The sequence below is a fragment of the Pseudomonas sp. B20 genome, assembly GCF_020515755.1.
Lineage (GTDB): Bacteria > Pseudomonadota > Gammaproteobacteria > Pseudomonadales > Pseudomonadaceae > Aquipseudomonas > Aquipseudomonas syringae.
Genome location: NZ_JAHPJG010000019.1, coordinates 34590 through 51796 on the forward strand (window position 1 = coordinate 34590; position 17207 = coordinate 51796).

15 protein-coding genes are annotated in these 17207 nt (G+C 59.8%); 6 read left to right on the forward strand and 9 right to left on the reverse strand.

The features are described from left to right. Window positions 1–17 precede the first annotated feature (17 nt). From tssC to LIX91_RS18390, 3 genes are all read right to left on the reverse strand, one after another. Window positions 18–1520, reverse strand: coding sequence for a type VI secretion system contractile sheath large subunit (gene tssC / locus LIX91_RS18380; RefSeq protein ID WP_003343625.1), 1503 nt, complete (start codon window positions 1518–1520; stop codon window positions 18–20). A gap of 14 nt (window positions 1521–1534) precedes the next feature. After that, the gene (gene tssB, locus LIX91_RS18385; RefSeq protein ID WP_003343623.1) at window positions 1535–2068 is read right to left on the reverse strand and encodes a type VI secretion system contractile sheath small subunit; all 534 of its coding nucleotides are present in this window, start codon (window positions 2066–2068) and stop codon (window positions 1535–1537) included. Between the two features lie 69 nt (window positions 2069–2137). After that, the gene (locus tag LIX91_RS18390; protein ID WP_002551426.1) at window positions 2138–2887 is read right to left on the reverse strand and encodes a hypothetical protein; all 750 of its coding nucleotides are present in this window, start codon (window positions 2885–2887) and stop codon (window positions 2138–2140) included. Window positions 2888–3585: 698 nt separating this feature from the next. Here LIX91_RS18390 and LIX91_RS18395 point away from each other — a divergent pair. Together LIX91_RS18395 and LIX91_RS18400 are read left to right on the forward strand one after the other, a co-directional pair. Further along, the gene (locus tag LIX91_RS18395; RefSeq protein ID WP_226488915.1) at window positions 3586–5757 is read left to right on the forward strand and encodes a M48 family metallopeptidase; all 2172 of its coding nucleotides are present in this window, start codon (window positions 3586–3588) and stop codon (window positions 5755–5757) included. A 268-nt stretch (window positions 5758–6025) separates the two neighbouring features. Next, window positions 6026–6184: a hypothetical protein gene (locus LIX91_RS18400; protein WP_226488916.1), complete on the forward strand. Its 159-nt coding sequence runs from the start codon at window positions 6026–6028 to the stop codon at window positions 6182–6184. A 202-nt stretch (window positions 6185–6386) separates the two neighbouring features. Here LIX91_RS18400 and LIX91_RS18405 read toward each other — a convergent pair whose 3' ends face one another. Then, the gene (locus LIX91_RS18405) at window positions 6387–7208 is read right to left on the reverse strand and encodes a hypothetical protein (protein WP_226488917.1); all 822 of its coding nucleotides are present in this window, start codon (window positions 7206–7208) and stop codon (window positions 6387–6389) included. 146 nt (window positions 7209–7354) lie between these two features. On the opposite strand from LIX91_RS18405, the gene LIX91_RS18410 reads away from it, so the two are divergent. Then, window positions 7355–9289: an ATP-dependent DNA helicase RecQ gene (locus LIX91_RS18410; protein ID WP_181016475.1), complete on the forward strand. Its 1935-nt coding sequence runs from the start codon at window positions 7355–7357 to the stop codon at window positions 9287–9289. A 132-nt stretch (window positions 9290–9421) separates the two neighbouring features. Here the strand turns inward: LIX91_RS18410 and LIX91_RS18415 are convergent, their stop codons facing one another. From LIX91_RS18415 to LIX91_RS18430, 4 genes are all read right to left on the reverse strand, one after another. Beyond that, on the reverse strand, window positions 9422–9862 hold the full coding sequence (locus tag LIX91_RS18415) for a glycine zipper domain-containing protein (RefSeq protein WP_003318246.1): 441 nt from the start codon (window positions 9860–9862) through the stop codon (window positions 9422–9424). Window positions 9863–10071: 209 nt separating this feature from the next. After that, window positions 10072–12408 carry an FdhF/YdeP family oxidoreductase gene (locus tag LIX91_RS18420; RefSeq protein ID WP_003413652.1) on the reverse strand — a complete coding sequence of 779 codons (2337 nt, stop codon included), beginning with the start codon at window positions 12406–12408 and terminating at the stop codon, window positions 10072–10074. Continuing rightward, entirely contained in the window at window positions 12405–13241 is an 837-nt protein-coding gene (gene fdhD / locus LIX91_RS18425) for a formate dehydrogenase accessory sulfurtransferase FdhD (protein WP_226488918.1), read from the reverse strand. The genes LIX91_RS18420 and fdhD overlap by 4 nt, the downstream gene beginning before the upstream one ends. A gap of 103 nt (window positions 13242–13344) precedes the next feature. Next, window positions 13345–14226 carry a LysR family transcriptional regulator gene (locus LIX91_RS18430; RefSeq protein WP_003394270.1) on the reverse strand — a complete coding sequence of 294 codons (882 nt, stop codon included), beginning with the start codon at window positions 14224–14226 and terminating at the stop codon, window positions 13345–13347. Between the two features lie 151 nt (window positions 14227–14377). Here LIX91_RS18430 and lysM point away from each other — a divergent pair, with 151 nt between their 5' ends. After that, window positions 14378–14818, forward strand: a complete 441-nt coding sequence (gene lysM / locus LIX91_RS18435; RefSeq protein ID WP_100073478.1) for a peptidoglycan-binding protein LysM — start codon at window positions 14378–14380, stop codon at window positions 14816–14818. Between the two features lie 44 nt (window positions 14819–14862). On the opposite strand, the gene yrfG is transcribed toward lysM, so the two are convergent. Continuing rightward, a complete protein-coding gene (yrfG, locus tag LIX91_RS18440; RefSeq protein ID WP_003420314.1) occupies window positions 14863–15525 on the reverse strand; it encodes a GMP/IMP nucleotidase in 663 nt (220 codons plus the stop codon). Between the two features lie 97 nt (window positions 15526–15622). Between yrfG and nudE the strand changes: the two genes are divergently transcribed. Both nudE and cysQ read left to right on the forward strand, forming a co-directional pair. After that, window positions 15623–16189 carry an ADP compounds hydrolase NudE gene (gene nudE, locus LIX91_RS18445; protein WP_003372295.1) on the forward strand — a complete coding sequence of 189 codons (567 nt, stop codon included), beginning with the start codon at window positions 15623–15625 and terminating at the stop codon, window positions 16187–16189. After that, window positions 16186–17028, forward strand: coding sequence for a 3'(2'),5'-bisphosphate nucleotidase CysQ (gene cysQ / locus LIX91_RS18450; protein ID WP_103751315.1), 843 nt, complete (start codon window positions 16186–16188; stop codon window positions 17026–17028). The genes nudE and cysQ overlap by 4 nt, the downstream gene beginning before the upstream one ends. Window positions 17029–17207: the final 179 nt, after the last annotated feature.

Here is a 17207-nt window from a genome sequence, read left to right on the forward strand (position 1 = left end):
CCTGGCTAACTGTTGGATCAGCCGCGAGTCGATTGCGGCAATTCGGCGACCAGACGCAGCGATGCCGTCAGTTCATCCAGTTGGTAATGCGGACGCAGGTAAGTCACGGCCTTGTAGACGCCAGGCTTGCCAGGGACTTCGAACACTTCGGCACGCGCTTCGCGCAGCGGGAACTTGGCCTTGGCTTCCTGGCTGGCGGTGTCATCCAGCAACACGTAGCTGGACAGCCACTTGTTGAGGAACAGCTCGACATCCTTACGCGATGCAAAACTGCCGATCTTGTCGCGCATGATCGCTTTCATGTAGTGAGCGATACGCGAGGTCGCGAAGATGTATTGCAGTTGCGCCGACAGACGCGCGTTGGCGTTGGCAATGTCGGTGTTGTACTGCTTCTGCTTCTGGGTCGACTGGGTGCCGAAAAACGCGGCGTAGTCGGTGCCTTTGCAGTGCACCAGCGGAATGAAACCGAGGTCCGACAGCTCTTTTTCGCGACGGTCGGTGATGGCGATTTCAGTCGGGCATTTGAGCGCGATTTCACCGTCATCGGTCTTGAAGGTGTGGGTTGGCAGGCCTTCTACCAGACCACCGCCTTCCACACCACGGATCGCCACGCACCAGCCGTAGCGGGAGAACGCATCGGTCACGCGGGTGCCCAGCGCGTAGGCAGCGTTCATCCACAGGTATTTGTTGTGGTCACGGCCATCGACGCTTTCGACGAAGTTGAATTCTTCGACGGGTGTGGTATCCGGGCCATACGGCAGGCGACCCAGCACGTGCGGCAGGGTCAGGCCGACATAGCGGGAGTCTTCAGAGGCGCGGAAAGACTTCCATTTGGCGTATTCGACGGTGTCGAAGATCTTCGCCAGGTCGCGAGGGCCGGCCATGTCGGTGAACGAGTCCCAGCCGAACAGCTCAGCCGATGCCGCCGAAATGAACGGCGCGTGGGCGGCGGCTGCCACGTGGGAGATCTCTTCCAGCAGGTACATGTCTTCCGGGCTGCGGTTGAACTCGTAGTCACCCAGCAGCATGCCGAACGGCGCGCCACCGAAGGTGCCGTACTCTTCTTCGTAGATCTTCTTGAACAGTGCGCTCTGGTCGAATTCGGACGACGCCTTGAGGTCACGCACGAGGTCTTTTTTCGACGCGTTGAGCAGGTGAATCTTCAGCGTGGTGCTGGTCTCGGTCTGGTCAACCTGATATTTCAGGCCGCGCCAGGACGCTTCCAGTTGCTGGAATTCACGGGCATGCATGATTTCGTTCATTTGCTCGGAGAGCATCGAATCGATCTCGGCGATGCGCGCGTCGAGCACGGCAATCAGGTCCTTGCTCGGCGTCATTTCGCCTTCAAGTACCTGGGCCACCAGTTCGCCGATCAGATCGCGGGTACGGGTGCGCTCGGTTTCGGAGCGTGCAACGCGGCTTTCGGAAATGATGCTGTCGAGCAAGGAGGATTGCGGGGCGAAGTTTTCAACTTCAACCAGAGCGCTGTCCTGCTGAGTCACGGGTTGCTTATCGGTCATCGTCAGGCTCCTCCTTACTCTTTGTTGTCGGTGGCGGGAACGGCGGCTTCACGGCCGAATTCCTTGCCCAGGGTTTTCAGCTTTTCAGTGTTCTGCAACACGTCCATCAGCAGTTCTTCAAGCTTGTCGTTGCCACCCATCTTGTTACGCAGGTCAGCCAGCTTGTTGCGCACTTCCAGCAGCTTGCGCAGCGGTTCGACCTGACGCACCACGTTCTGCGGCTCGAAGTCTTCCAGCGCATTGAAGTTCAGCTCGACACCGAGCTGGGTGCCGTCTTTTGCCAGGGTGTTGTCGACGCGATACGCCAGGCGCGGCTTGATGCCTTTCAGGACGCCATTGAAATTGTCGCGGTCGATGAAGATGAACTTGCGATCCTTGAGCTTGGGCAGCGGCTCCAGCGGGTTGCCGGAGAAATCTCCCAGAACGCCTACAACGAATGGCAGCTCTTTCTTTTCCTGAGCATCGCCGATGTCCACGTCGTAAGTGATATGGACCCGAGGCGCGCGAACGCGGTCAAGTTTGTGCTGGGTACTTTCCTTCTTCGCCATCGTCATCTCCTGTGCGAGCAACTCGCTGCAAGTCGTTTGCGTACCGGGCCTGTGGCAGGCCGGGCGCGATTAGAGTCCTTCAATCGTCAGCAGCAGACGCTGACGGATTTCATCGTTCATTTCCAGAATGTTTTCGTGTCCGACCAATTCTTCGAAACTGGTATTGCCTGCGATCTGCGTGCTGTTGCGAATCACCGATTCATCCGGCAATTCTGAGCGCACTGGCGAGCTGATCACACAGAACGGCAGGTCGCCGAAGTCTTTCAATCGCTCGAAACTGACCGGGAAGCGCAGCCCTTCGAACAGGCGGCTCATGCCCGGCGACTTGCTCAGGCAGTAGAACAGCACCAGATAATGCACTACATAACGATACAGCTCGGCGCTGCTGCGATTCGGGTCTTTGATGACCTTGCGAAACTGCGCCAGATCGAACGAGTTGAAGCCCACCACCCAACGCACCGGACTGGTGATGCGAATGGTCTGCCCGCTTTGTGACAACACCATGTCGTATTCGAGCGGAAACAGCTCGGGCGTCGTGCTGATCAGGTTCAGGGGCACTTCCAGTTCATTGACCAGCTTGAACGGCTCTGCCGAAGCAATGCGGTCATAGAGCTCCTTGAGCTCTTTGAAATGGTGCTGAGTCTCGCGGCCGCTGCTGCGCTGCGCGCCCTGCAGGTATTCACCGAAGAATGTCTGCGGGCGTATCAACAGCGCGAGGGTCGACAGATAGTCGGACGCCTGCACCTTGAGCGCGTCGGAGATAGCGCGCGTCTGCTTGCGCAGCTTGATCAATGCTTCTATATCGAACGTCTGAGTCATCGGTACATCGTCCTTGAACCCTTCACGACCGTTTCCCGGATCAGGCCGGGGACGGGGAAAAGTTGCGAATTTCTCGACTGCACACCTGCTCATGAAGTGGTTTTGCCATGTGTGTCACTGCGAGACACACCGCCACAATGAGGGAGGAGTTCGTGCTGGCATATAGATGTCGTCTAGCCAGCAGTGTGGTCTATGGCACTATTTTTAGTAGGAAAGTTCCTACAGACGGTAGATATTTTCTCGGTTTCGTTACAGTAAGCAATGATGACTATGAGCCATCACTGTGTTTGATTGCCCCCATAATATAGCTGTAAGTGCTGATTTTAAAGGGCTTTAGCGGGTTATTTGGATCCGATCACAGGGGTAAATTAAGCTTAGAAAGATGAACTTATTTGCCGGTTTTCAAGTTTCTGAAGAGGGTAAATGTACAGACTCGCCTTATCAGGCGATTTTTCCTGGATGAGGAGTGATGGCACTGCAAGCGCTCAGGCGCACGGATCCAGGTAGGTCGACGCAGGTCAGCCGTGCAGCTTTGTTACATCAGTTTGCAAATCAGGGTATAACGCCGCCAGCGTCCTCACGCTTGTACTCGAGCAACAGCAGGGCGCATGCACGCAGACGCCAAAGGCGTTTTACCTGACGGACCTTGTGCGCGCTAAGGACAGCCGGCGGCGACGCACCTCTATGAGCCTTGCCTCATGAAAATCTACAAGCTCATTGCTGTACTCATCCTGCTCCCTCTGGGCCTGAACCTCATCGGTGTCTGGCAGTTGCAGCGCAGTGTCGAAAACACTGAGCGCCTGACCGAGATCCAGGCCGACCTTGCGCACGCACGTCCCTATTTCGAAAGGCTCGCCAGGTCGCCCGACGCCCTCACGCGAACGATGGATATGGACGGAGAAAACATCACGCTCAAGGAGGCTCTGTCGCGTCTCCATGAGGCAGAGCAGGGCCTCGACTTCGTAGTGGTGCTGGGCAGTGTCACCACTTGGCTGGCACGCGCCGTGATCGCGCTGTGCCTGCTGGCGGCTCTGGTCGGCGGCATCGGGCTGGCAGGGCTCAACTGGGCCGGCGCACGCGCACGTCAATCCCGCGAGCGATTGCTGCACACCTTCAGCCGGGTCAGGCGGATTCTGCCCTTCGTTCTGGTGGGGCACATCGTCGCCATGGGCGCGGCGGTATCGGCAATCCTCTGTTTCGAAGCCCTGGGCCTGTGGCATGTGGGGCGCATGTCCGCGGGCGAACTCAAGTTGATCATCGTCGTGCTGATGCTGGTCGCTGCGTGCCTGTATTCGATCTGGCGGATGGGCAAGCAACTGGGCGTCATGCTGCACATGTTCGAGCCCACCGCGATGGAGGTTCTGGGGCAGCAGGTCACGCCTGAAGAGGCACCGGTGCTCTGGGCCTATGTGCGCGATCTGGCCGAACGGCTCGGCGCGCTGTCGCCTGATCACATCGTGCTGGGCATTACCGAAGGCTTCTATGTCACCTCGAGCGACGTTTCCCTTCTGCCGTCCGACGCTGTGCTCAAGGGGCGAACTCTGCATGTGCCCATCCTGTACCTGGGGCTGATCGATGCCGCAGAAACCAGTGCGGTGATTGGTCACGAACTGGCGCATTTCGCCGGTGAGGACACCGAGTACAGCCTGCGCTTTCTGCCGATCTACGACGGCATCGGTCGCAGCCTTGGGGTAATCGCTGAAAACATGATGGTCAGCGGGTGGCTGCAGCGCACCATTCTGCGTCCGGCGTTCATGCTGGGCGTGTATTTCATGGAAAGCTTCGATCACGCGGTCAATCACTGGAGCCGCGTGCGCGAGCTGGCCGCCGACGCCGCGGGGGCGAGCCTGGCTGGCAACGCGTCGGCTGCCTCGGCGTTGGTGCGCATCTCGGCCATTGATCCGCTTTTGCAGGAGCGGATCTACACGCACATCACGCGGGCCACCAACCCAAGGCGCGGAGAGGTGTTCACCAAGGATCTGCCGAACAGCGTGCTGCACGAACTGGCCGGCAAGACATTCACGCTGCCTGACGAAGAAATGGCCGTCCAGCTGCCGCACCCCTCGGATACGCACCCTTCAAACGGCGAACGTATCGCCGCGCTGCAGGTTGCTGCCGACGAGGCGATCCGCAGCGGCACCCGGCCGGTAGTGGTGGCCCAGGCCCGCGCGGCGATGGACCATTACTTCAGCAATCCCCAGGCACTGCGCATTCGTCTGACCGAGGACTTCATCAAGCATCACGTCGCAAATGATGCTGAGGTGGTGACCGAACTGCGTGCCCGCGCGAAAACGGTAAGCGGTGATGTCGTTCTGCATGAGGGCGCTCGCCTGCGGGGGCTGTTGCTAACGCTATTCCTCACCCCTCTGCTTGGGCTGGGTATTTATCTGATAGCCGAAGCGCTGTCATTTCCCCAAGGGCTGGCCGAGAAGCGCAACTCTATGCTGATAGCGGGCGGCATCTTGACGGCGTTCATGCTGATGCTGCTGCCATTTGCGCTGCGCATGTGTCTGCGTGCTGGCAAGACCGCTCTGCTGCTCACGCCCGATCACTTTGTCTTCGCAAACCTGAAGTCCCCCGTCCCGATCCAGCACATCGCTGATTTTGAGCTGAATGTAGCCTATGGCACGTTTCTGACCCTGCATCTGCAAGACGATGCGCCTTTACCCGAGCGAGTCTCACGCTCGTTCTGTGCACCGAACGCAAAAGTGTTCAGGAAAAAACGACGGGTACTCCTGGCGCTGGCGCGGTTCAGCCGGGACGGCAAAAAGCTCAAGCCAGACGAGCTTGGTGAGTTGATTGCGGATTACGTCAATGCGGGTAATGCACGACACTTGCTGCAAGAGCGCTTCGAGCAGGGCAAGCGTTAAGCGGATGGCTGTGAGCGGGGCAGCGTAAGGCGCCCGACTTTCCTGCAGACAACAAAAAACCCGCCGAAGCGGGTTTTTCCAAGACCATCCCGACTTCCTGTCGGACGCCTCCGAGGCGATGGTCGATCATCCTTGATCCGGGTGAACTCCTGTTCACCCCTTGATGGATCCAATACTATGGAGCGCGAGCCGGGTCGGAAATAGCCAAATTCCTCCAGCGCGTGTAAGCCTTTCGCTATACCTCGCGGGCTCAGCTTCGAACGGCCCTTTGAAGAGCGGGAAATCTGGCGTCAGGAAAAATCTTGAAGCGGTATGGCTGCTGACGGCAAAAATCGCAGGCAATAAAAAACCCGCCGAAGCGGGTTTGTACCAAGACCATTCCAACTCCCTGTCGGCTGCCTTCCCGGCGATGGTCGATCGTCCCTGATCCTGGCGAACTCCTTGTTCGCCAGTTGTTGGATCCAATACTACGGCTCTGACGGCAGGTGCAAAATAGCCATTCGCTTCATTGCGTGTAAGCCTTTGGCTATACATGTGTCCGTTTTTGCGGATTCTCAGGTGCACGGCCATGCATCGGGAACGTAGAAAAACCGGTGAAACTGCTGTGCCAGAGCGGCGCAGGCTTGTTTTCAAGGTGAGAAATTCGCGGTCACTTCACAATAGCGCTGTTGGGCGTTTTTACTGTCCTCGTCGCGGTTTCTGGCCGCACGTTTGGTCCACTCTCGGCACTCTTCTCTGAAATTGACCGCTGCCGCCTTGCGACACTCGCGCCGTTCGAATGAACGAATAGCGAAGTTTTCGCAGACGCTGTCGCCATCGATCGTGTTGCCGTAGACCCGCCACTGCGCGCGGTAGCGGTTTCTGCCGTCCGCTTCGCGGATGGAGGCCGTCGCTACGCTGTAAGGCCTGGAAGAACGCGCAGAGTTGCGTGAAGCATTGGCCTTGAAATCGGCCATGTAGTCGGCAGACACCATGCCTGTTGCCGGTTCTGCCTGAGCGGGGCGTGGGGCCTGGCCGAATCGACAGTTCGCCACCGCCTCATCGATGACGTTGCCGTTTTTCATGCAGTCATCCAAGGGCTGCACAGGGGCGGGCGGCGCTACAGTGGCCGCGATCGGCACAAGCTCTGCGGTTTTTCGAATGTGTGCGGGCGCAGGATCGGCGGCGGCTGCGGGCTGCGCCTCGGCCTCGACTGTCCGGGTTTCAGGTGCGGATTGCACAACAGGCGGTACTGCCAGCGCTTTGGGGCCTCTCGCGTGTGAGGTGATCAGTCCGGCCACGCAGGCTGCAGCAATAAGGCACGCCAGCCACAGGCCATAAGGGCGTGAGCGGCGAGGCGCATCGACGCGCTTGCGGCGTGGATGCGAGCCCAGCACCACATCGACCTGACCGGGCACGAGGCGCTGAATGCGGATGATCCCGTCGTCCTCGGGTTGCTGTAGGGAATCCATTCCTGCTCCTGATCAAGCGATGTTCGGTGGTGATATTACAATGATATCGGCCGGTGGGTAGAGTTTCTGCAACGCTTTGGTGCTATGTGCATCCGGCCTGGCGCGTTAAGGTTGAGGCCGTTTTTTGACTGATGGATGGACCGCGAATGCACCAGCGTCTCGAACAGGTATTCGGCTACACACAGTTCCGGTCGGGGCAGGAGGCTGCCATCAGTGCGGTACTGGCCGGACGCTCGGCTGCGGCGATCTTTCCGACTGGCTCGGGCAAGTCGCTATGTTACCAATTGCCTGCCTTGATGTTGCCGCATTTGACGCTGGTGGTGTCGCCGTTGCTGGCGCTGATTCAGGATCAGCTTGCCTTCCTGCACCGCCATGGCATTTCGGCGGCGAGCATTGATTCGGCGCAGAGCCGCGACGAGATCGCTGACGTGATGGCGCGCGCACGCTCCGGCGAGTTGAAGATTCTGATGATCTCGGTCGAGCGCCTGAAGAACGAGCGCTTCCGCAATTTCATCGCTCAAGTACCGATTTCCCTGCTGGTGGTCGACGAAGCGCACTGCATTTCGGAATGGGGCCATAACTTCCGCCCCGACTACCTGAAATTGCCGGACTACCAGCGCGAATTCAATATTCCCCAGACATTGCTGCTGACCGCCACGGCGACCCCGCAAGTCATCATCGACATGCAGGACAAATTCGCCATTGCCCCCGAGGATGTCATCACCACCGGTTTCTACCGCGCCAACCTGCACCTGTGGGTCAAGCCGGTCAGCGGACGAGACAAACGACGCCTGCTGGTGGAGTGGCTCAATGAACGTCGCGGGCAACCGACCATCGTTTACGTGACCCTGCAAAAGACCGCCGAACATATCGCCGCGCACCTGGAACAGAATGGCCTGCCCGCCAGCGCCTACCATGCCGGGCTGCCCAACGATCAGCGCGAGTCGATCCAGAAGCAGTTCATGGGCGGCCATTTGAACTGCATCGTGGCAACCATCGCGTTCGGGATGGGCATCGACAAAAGCGACATTCGCAACGTGGTGCATTTCGACCTGCCCAAATCCATCGAGAACTACAGTCAGGAAATCGGTCGGGCAGGGCGTGATGGTGCTGCTTCGGATTGTCTGGTGCTGGCCAACCGCGACAGCCTCAACGTGCTGGAGAACTTCGTGTACGGCGATACGCCGGAGCGCGAGGGGATTGCCCGTGTGCTGGAAGACCTGCTCGGGGCGCGTCATGACGGGCAGTGGGAATTTCTGCTGGGGCCACTCGCCGACCTCAGCAACATTCGTCAATTGCCGTTGAAGACCCTGCTGGTGCAACTGGAACTGCGCGGGATCATTGCGCCGCGTTACGCGTATTTTGCCGAGTACCGCTTCAAGTTTCTGCTTCAGCCGCAAGACCTGATGGCGCGTTTCGAAGGGGAGCGACGCGAGTTCGTTCAGGCCCTGATTGACACCTCAAACCGGGCACGCACCTGGGCCACCGTCGATTTCGAGGCGATGTACCAGCAATACGGCGCCGAGCGCGGGCGGGTGGTCAAGGCTCTGGATTACTTTCAGGAAAAAGGCTGGATCGAGCTTGAAAGCAAACAGATGACCGAGGTCTATAGCCTGTTGCGCAGCGACTTTGATGCACAGGCCTTGAGCATCGAATTGCACGATTATTTCGCTCATCACGAAGCCACTGAAGTTGCGCGCATTCACACCATGCTGGACGTGTTCGCCAGTGACCAGTGCCTGACCCATCGGCTGGCGCGGTACTTCGGTGATCACAATGCGCCTGAGCGCTGTGGGCATTGCTCGGTCTGCCTTGGCGAAGTCGCCCACTTGCCCGAACCACCCGCGCTGGAGCCATTGGCGAATCGGGACTTTCAGCAACTGTGCAGCGAGTTTATCCACAAGCACCAGGACTACACCGGCCAGCGGCCCAGCGCTGACTGCCTGACGCGTTTTCTGTGCGGCATCAGCGTGCCGCTGTTCACCAAGCTCAAAGCCCGTGCCACCACCGGGTTTGCGGTGCTGGAGGATTATCCGTACGCACAGGTCAGGACGTGGGTGCAGGCTATGGCTGGTAACTGACTACGCGCACAAAGTGATCTGACCAGGGTGGCGATGCTCTGCATCCAGTCCAGAGCCTGCGTTGCGACAGACAAATGAAAACCGGCCGCTCAAGAGCGGCCGGTTTTTGTGCTTCAGCAACTGACGGTGGTATCAGTCACGATGACGGCGATGGCCGTGGTGCTTCGGGCGATGGCCATGGTCACGGCCACCACGATAACGACGATCGTCGCTGCGGCTTTCGTTGCCCATGTAGTTGCCGAGTGCAGCACCGCCGCCGCCACCTACCGCCGAGCCTACCAGGCTGCCGGTGTTGCCACCGACGCTGCGACCCAGCACGTTACCGCCCGCTGCGCCCAGACCGCCGCCAATGGCTGCTTCTGTGCGGTTGCGACGATCTGCGCCTACAGCGCCACCGGCTGCGCCGCCGACACCCGCGCCAATTGCTGAACCAGTGCTGCCGCCGACCTGCTGGCCGACGACCGAACCGAGTACCCCACCCAATGCTCCGCCTACGCCTGACTCGAGGTTGCCTGCAGACGCTGCACCGCCGATCAAGGTAAGAGACAACAACAGTATCGAGGAATACTTCATGTATGGAATCTCATAGGGATGACGCCGCGATCTTGGTGTCAAGTGAAGAATGTAGCAATGCAATTCCGACGAGTAACACGATTGCCACACAAACTGCTAAGTTATTGTTTTGGCTAAGGAACTTAAGTCGAAAAAGAGAGTCTGAGGTTACTTGCAAAAGGCCCGCTTCCAGTGAAGCGGGCCTTTTTTGTGGGCGTCTTTCAGGGACGTCAGAGGATGCGTGCCGACTCTGCCGAGCGCTCGAGGCGGATGGCAACGAACTTCGATGTCGGCGTGCTGCTGCCATCACCCACGCTTTCCAGCGGCACCAGCGGGTTGACCTCTGGGTAGTAGGCGGCAGCCTGACCGGCCGGGATATCGAACGGCAGCAACGTGAAGCCTTTGACGCGGCGCTCGCGGTTATCACTCCAGATCGAAATCAGGTCTGCCTTCTGCCCCGGCTGGAAGCCCAGACGGATGATGTCGGCTTCGTTGACGAACAACACGTCACGCTGACCTTTAACGCCGCGATAACGGTCGTCCAGGCCATAGATGGTGGTGTTGTACTGATCGTGCGAGCGCATCGATTGCATGATCAGGTCCGGGATCTGCCCCGTCGAGCTGACGTGTTCATTGATCAGAGTCAACGGCAGCGCATTGGACTTGAAGTTGGCGCGGGTCGACGCAGTGTTCCAGCGGCGTGCGCCAGCAGCGTTACCCAGGTAGAAGCCGCCCGGGTGCTTGACGCGCTCGTTGAAATCCTTGAAGCCGGGGATGGTGTCGGCGATCAGGTCACGAATACGGTTGTAGTCCTCGACCAGCCACAACCAGTCCACAGGCGCCTTGCCCAGCGTTGCGTTGGCGATACCGGCGATGATCGCAGGCTCGGAACGCATTTGCTTCGACGACGGCTTCAACTGACCGTTGGAAGCGTGAACCATGCTGAACGAATCTTCCACGGTGACAGCTTGTGGGCCGTTGGCCTGGATATCGATGTCGGTACGGCCGAAGCACGGCAGGATCAGAGCGTCCTTGCCGTGGAACAGGTGGCTGCGGTTCAGCTTGGTGCTGATCTGTACGGTCAGGTCACAATTGCTGAGGGCTTCGGCAGTGCGATGGCTGTCCGGGGTGGCCTGAGCGAAGTTGCCGCCCAGCGCGATGAACACCTTGGCGCGACCTTCGGCCATGGCGTGAATGGCTTCGACGACGTTGTGGCCGTTTTCGCGGGGCACTTTGAACTGGAAGCGTTTTTCCAGGGCATCGAGCAGGAACACCGGTGGGCGCTCGTTGATGCCCATGGTGCGGTCACCCTGCACGTTACTGTGACCGCGCACCGGGCACAGACCGGCACCCGGACGACCGATGTTGCCGCGCAGCAGCATCAGGTTGGCGATTTCCTGGATGGTCGGCACCGAGTGGCGGTGCTGGGTAATCCCCATCGCCCAGCACATGATCACGTTCTTGCCTTTGGCGTACATGCGTGCCGATTGTTCGATGTCGCTCAGCGGCAGGCCGGACTGCTCGACGATGGCGTCCCAAGACGTGTCATCGATGGCGGCCAGGTATTCGAGTACGCCTTCGGTGTGTTCGTTGAGGAACGCGTGATCGAACACCGACGGTGCGTTGTTGGCCTGCGCCTCGCGCTCCCATTGCAGCAGAAACTTGGCCATGCCGCGCAACAGCGCCATGTCGCCACCCAGGGCAGGGCGGAAGTAAGCGGTGTTGGTCGGGCGGTCGCCGTTGGTGAGCATCTCGACCGGGTGTTGCGGATGCTGGAAACGCTCCAGGCCGCGCTCTTTGAGCGGGTTCACGCACACTACCTGGGCGCCGCGCTGGACCGCTTCACGCAAGGGCTCGAGCATGCGCGGGTGGTTGGTGCCGGGGTTCTGACCGAGGACGAAGATGGCATCGGCGTGTTCGAAATCCTCGAAGGTCACGGTGCCCTTGCCGACGCCGACGCTTTGCGACAGTGCTACGCCGCTGGCCTCGTGGCACATGTTCGAGCAGTCCGGGAAGTTGTTGGTGCCGTAGGCGCGCACGAACAGCTGATACAGGTACGCCGCTTCGTTGCTGGCGCGACCCGAGGTGTAGAACTCGGCCATGTTCGGGCTGGGCAGGTTCTTCAGGTGCTTGGCGATCAGCGCAAACGCGTTGTCCCAGCTGATCGGCTTGTAACGGTCGGTTTCCGCGTCATAAGTCATCGGCTCGGTCAGGCGACCCTGATACTCGAGCCAGTAATCACTCTGCTCCATCAACGAGCTGACGCTGTAGCGGGCGAAGAAGGCCGGGTCGACACGGCGCTTGGTCGCTTCCCAGTTCACCGCCTTGGCGCCGTTCTCGCAGAACTTGACCATGCCGCTTTCCGGCGAATCACCCCAGGCGCAGCCCGGGCAATCGAAACCACCGTTCTGGTTGGTCTTGAGCATCATGCGCAGGTTCTTCAGCGCGTTGTCACTGCCCAGCCAGTGCTGCGTCACGCTGATCAGTGCGCCCCATCCGCCTGCCGCACCTTTGTACGGCTTGTAGCGAGGGGTTGGTGTCTTGTCGGCTTGATGATGAGTGCTCACGCTTGAATCTCCATCGCAGGGCTATAGACCCGCGGCGCACTGTGCTGCGGCAGGTGAATTAAATTGAGGTTATGACGGCGGGCCCATTGCAGGGCCAGGCCGGTGGGCGACGACAGGCTGACCAGGGTCTGGATGCCGGCGCGCAATACTTTCTGAATCAGTTCCAGGCTGCAGCGGCTGGTCACGATGGCGACGCCGCCGGCCAGGGGGATGTCCTGGCGGATCAAGGCGCCGATCAGTTTGTCCAGCGCGTTGTGGCGGCCGATGTCTTCACGGCCCAGCAGCAACTGGCCGTTGCCGTCCATGAACACCGCCGCGTGCACCGCGCCGCAATGGCGGCCAAGCGGCTGGAACTCGCCGATGCGCTGACGCAGGCCTTCCAGCCACTCGATCGGTGGCAGGGGCGCGCCGGGTAGCGCCTTCAGGTCAGGCAATGCCTGCTCGATGGCTTCAACGCCACACAGTCCGCAGCCGCTGGTGCCTGCCAGTTGCCGACGCTGCTGTTTGAGTTCCCAGAACGCGCGGCTGGCGATCTCGACCTCGGCCTGCATCGCCGAGCCGCAACCGCTGAGTTTGAAGTCGTAGATTTCGTCATGCGAGGCAATGATGCCGCTGCCCAGGCTGAAGCCGACGATAAAGTCTTCCAGATCGGTAGGGCTGACCAGCATGACCGCCTGGCTGATGCCGTTGTAGGCAATCGCCAGCGCCACTTCTTCGGCAAGTTCGTTACGTGCAGAGTCCGTGCCCTCGAGATTCGAGTAGCTGTAGGACTGGCTTGCTTCGGGGGCTGGCGTAGCAAAGGACGCCGAGCTGACCTTGCGCGTAACGGGCATGGGCTGAAATACCGGCAGAATGACATCTGCAAGACTAGGCCCGTTCTGGTAAATCGTCTAATCGCTAGTGCTGATGCCCCGATAGATGACGTCGATCAACGCTCTAGCGCGGTATTTCTGCTACCAGTGCAAAGCAGGCTTCAGCCAGTGCCGAGCGCGGCGCACTGCGGCGCATGATCAACCCCAGCCGGGCCAAAGTCCGGGAATCGGCAATCGGATGCAGGCGCAAATGTTCGGTGAGCGTTTCCAGTCCGCCATCCAGCGGCATGATCGCGCAGCAAAAACCGCCATGTACGGCTTGCAGCAACTGATGAACGGCATCGGTTTGTATCAGCGGGTTGGGTTGCAGGCCGCGGCTATGGAAGTTGTGATCGATCGACTGGCGAAAGTGCATGCCGCTGGTCAGCATGCCCAATGGAAGCTCGACCAGATCGGCCCAGCTCAAGGGATCGTCGCCAAACGAAAAGTGCCGACGGTCGTACAGCAGGCCCATGCGCGTGTCGTCCAGGGGCAGCGAATCGAAACGCTCGTTGTCCAGCCGCTCCAGGTACGAGACGCCCAGGTCGATACGATTGCTCGCCAGTTGTTCCAGCACTTGCTCGGAGCTGAGTGACGACAACTCGAAGCGCAGATTGGGGTGCAACTGGTGCAGTCGGTGCAGCAATGGCAGCGGATCGAAGCTCGACAGCGGCACCACGCCCAGGCGCAGCGTCCCGACCAGATGACCGCGGCAGGCGGCCGCTTCAGCCTGCAGGCCGTCGTAGGCAGCCAGTACCGTGCGTGCCCAGGCCAATACGCGTTCGCCTGGCGCGGTAAAACCTTCGAAGCGCTGGCCGCGATTGACCAGTGGCAAGCCAAGCTCTTCTTCCAGATTGCGCAGGCGCATCGACAGCGTCGGCTGGGTGATGTTGCAGCGCGCAGCCGCCTGGCCGAAGTGCCTCGTCTCGTCGAGTGCGATCAGAAATTTAAGTTGCTTGATGTCCATGTTCACTCCGATGAGCCGTCCAGACAGCCGATTCTACGCGCTCAGGCTGAACGATGGTCGAGCTACGTTGGTCGGAAGCCTGTAGCCCTTGATTTACAAGGGCTACACTCATCACGCTATTCCTCAAACCTACTTACGGAGAACCAGAAAAATGAGTCTGATCAGTTTCATCAAGGAAGCAGGCGAGAAAATTCTGGATGCACTTCTGCCAGGTAAAGCCAACGCCGATGAGTTGCTGAGAAAGCATATCTCCGAAGTCGGTCTGGGCAACCCCAATGTGCAGACCGAAGTCAACGGCAGCACTGTCACCGTGAAAGGCCAGGTCGCCAATCAGGAGGAGAGGGAAAAGATTGTCGTGACGCTGGGTAATATTCATGGCGTGGATAAAGTCGACGACCAGATGACTGTTGCGGGCGGCGAGACTTCTGAATCCGAATACGTCGAAGTGATGCCGGGCGACACCCTCAGCGCTATTTCCAAGCGCGTGTATCACGATGCCAACCAGTACCAGAAAATCTTTGAAGCCAACAAGCCGATGCTCAAGAGCGCGGACAAGATCTATCCAGGTCAGAAGCTGCGCATTCCGAAGTGATCTGAGGACGCTGCCCGCCTTTTCAGGCGGGCACACGGCGTTGCTTACAATCCCTTGCTCAGCTCCCGATAATCGTCCACTGCGGCGAACTCTTCGGTGTCTTTCGGGCCTTTCTGGCTGTTGGGCTGGCTGACTGCCAGCAAATGAGCTACACCGAAGTGTCGAGCGCTGCGCAGGATCGGCAGGGTGTCGTCGATAAACAGACTGCGTGCCGGGTCGAACGTTGTTTCGGCCTTCAAGGCGTCCCAGAAATGCTGGCTTTCCTTGGGAAAGCCGTAATCGTGAGAGCTGATCAGGCGTTCGAAATAAGGCGCCAGCTCGATTCGCTCCATCTTCAGCGACAACGAATCACGGTGCGCATTGGTGATCATGATCACCCGCTTGCCGGCCTTTTGCAGGGCCGCCAGAAACGTCTCGGCGTCCGGGCGCAGCGCAATCATGTGAGCGATTTCGCGTTTCAGGTCGCGGACCGACAGGTTAAGCTCGGCGCTCCAGAAATCCAGGCAGTACCAGTTGAGCGTGCCCGCGTTGTTTTCGAACAGCGGTTTCAATTCCAGCCAGGCCATGGCGAAACTGACGCCGTGCAGTTCGGCGTAGCGCTGCGGCAGGTGCTGCATCCAGAAGTGTTCGTCGTAATGCAGGTCGAGCAACGTGCCGTCCATATCCAGCAGGACGGTATCGATTTCGCTCCAGGGCATGGAAAGCATTCTGGCCTCGTCAAGGGGTTGATAGCGGGTAAGCATATCCGACACAGACATCGGGAAAAGCTCGGTATAGTACCTCGTTCATGTAAAGGAGCCTGTCATGCGTCAGAAACCTACCGTACTTGCCCGCGCAATCGTCGCCAGTAGTCGTCTGTTCCGCGTTGAAGAGCTGCAATTGCGCTTTGCCAATGGCGTCGAGCGGACCTATGAGCGTCTGGCCAGCAAAGGCACGGGCCCTGGGGCGGTGATGATCGTGGCCATGCTCGATGCCGATCACGCTGTGCTGATCGAAGAATATTGCGGCGGCACCGATGCCTACGAGCTGTCCCTGCCCAAGGGCCTGATCGAGCCGGGCGAAGACGTGCTGGCGGCCGCCAACCGTGAACTCAAGGAAGAGGCTGGCTTCGGTGCGCGGGAGCTGGAATTGTTGACCGAGCTGTCGCTGTCCCCCGGCTACATGAGCCAGAAAATTCAGGTGGTGCTGGCCACCGACCTGTACGAAGAGCGGTTGGAAGGCGACGAGCCCGAGCCGATCCGGGTCGACCGGATCAACCTGCGCGAGCTGTCGAGCCTTGCCCAGAATGCCCAGTTCAGCGAAGGCCGGGCGCTGGCCGCGCTGTACCTCACACGTGACCTGCTGACCCAGCGTGGATTGTTTCAGCCATGACCGACTCGTTGCACAACCTGCCACATCCGCTGCTCGCCCCGGTGATTGAACTGACGCGACTGGCGGGCGAAGTGATCCTGCCGTTCTGGCGCGCCAACGTCACCGTGACCACCAAGACTGACGACTCGCCGGTGACCGCCGCTGATCTGGCCGCCCATCAGGTGTTGGTCGAGGGTTTGCAGGCGCTTGATCCGGACATTCATGTGCTCTCCGAAGAGGACGCGGACATCCCCTTCAGCGAGCGGGCAAGCTGGGAGCGCTGGTGGCTGGTCGATCCGCTGGACGGCACCAAGGAGTTCATCTCCGGCAGTGAAGAGTTCACCGTCAATGTCGCGCTGATCGAACGTGGCCGCGTGGTATTCGGCGTGGTCTCGATGCCCACCAATAACCGCTGCTACTTCGGCGGCGCCGGGCTGGGTGCCTGGCGCAGTGATAGCGTCGACCACATCCAGCCGATCGCAGTGCGCAACCAGCTTGGCGAAGGGCAGACCTTTACCGTGGTCGCCAGCCGCCGCCACTCCAGCCCGGAGCAGGAGCATTTGCTCGCTGGCCTGTCGAGCGGGCTGGGTCATTTGCAACTGACCAACATCGGCAGCTCACTGAAATTCTGCCTGCTGGCCGAGGGCGCCGCCGACTGCTACCCACGCCTGGCCCCGACCTCGCAATGGGACACCGCTGCGGCGCAGGGCGTGCTTGAAGGTGCAGGAGGCGAAGTGTTGCAACTGGACGGCCAGCCGTTCAGCTACCCGGCCCGCGAATCGCTGCTCAACCCGTTCTTCCTGGCCCTGCCAGCCAACGCCGAATGGCGCGACAAACTGCTGGTGCTGGCGCAGTCCTGAGGCCGGCTTCAAGGCCTCTGCCCGGCTCGCTCCCACAGGTCTGCGTCCAGTTCATCCACTACGCGCAGCCTCACTGGCGCAACACGAACTGCCCGACAAAGCGCACGGCGTGTTCTTCGCTTGATACAGGTATGCAGGGTCAGGCGCGTTCTTGTGGGAGCGAGCTTGCTCGCGAATAC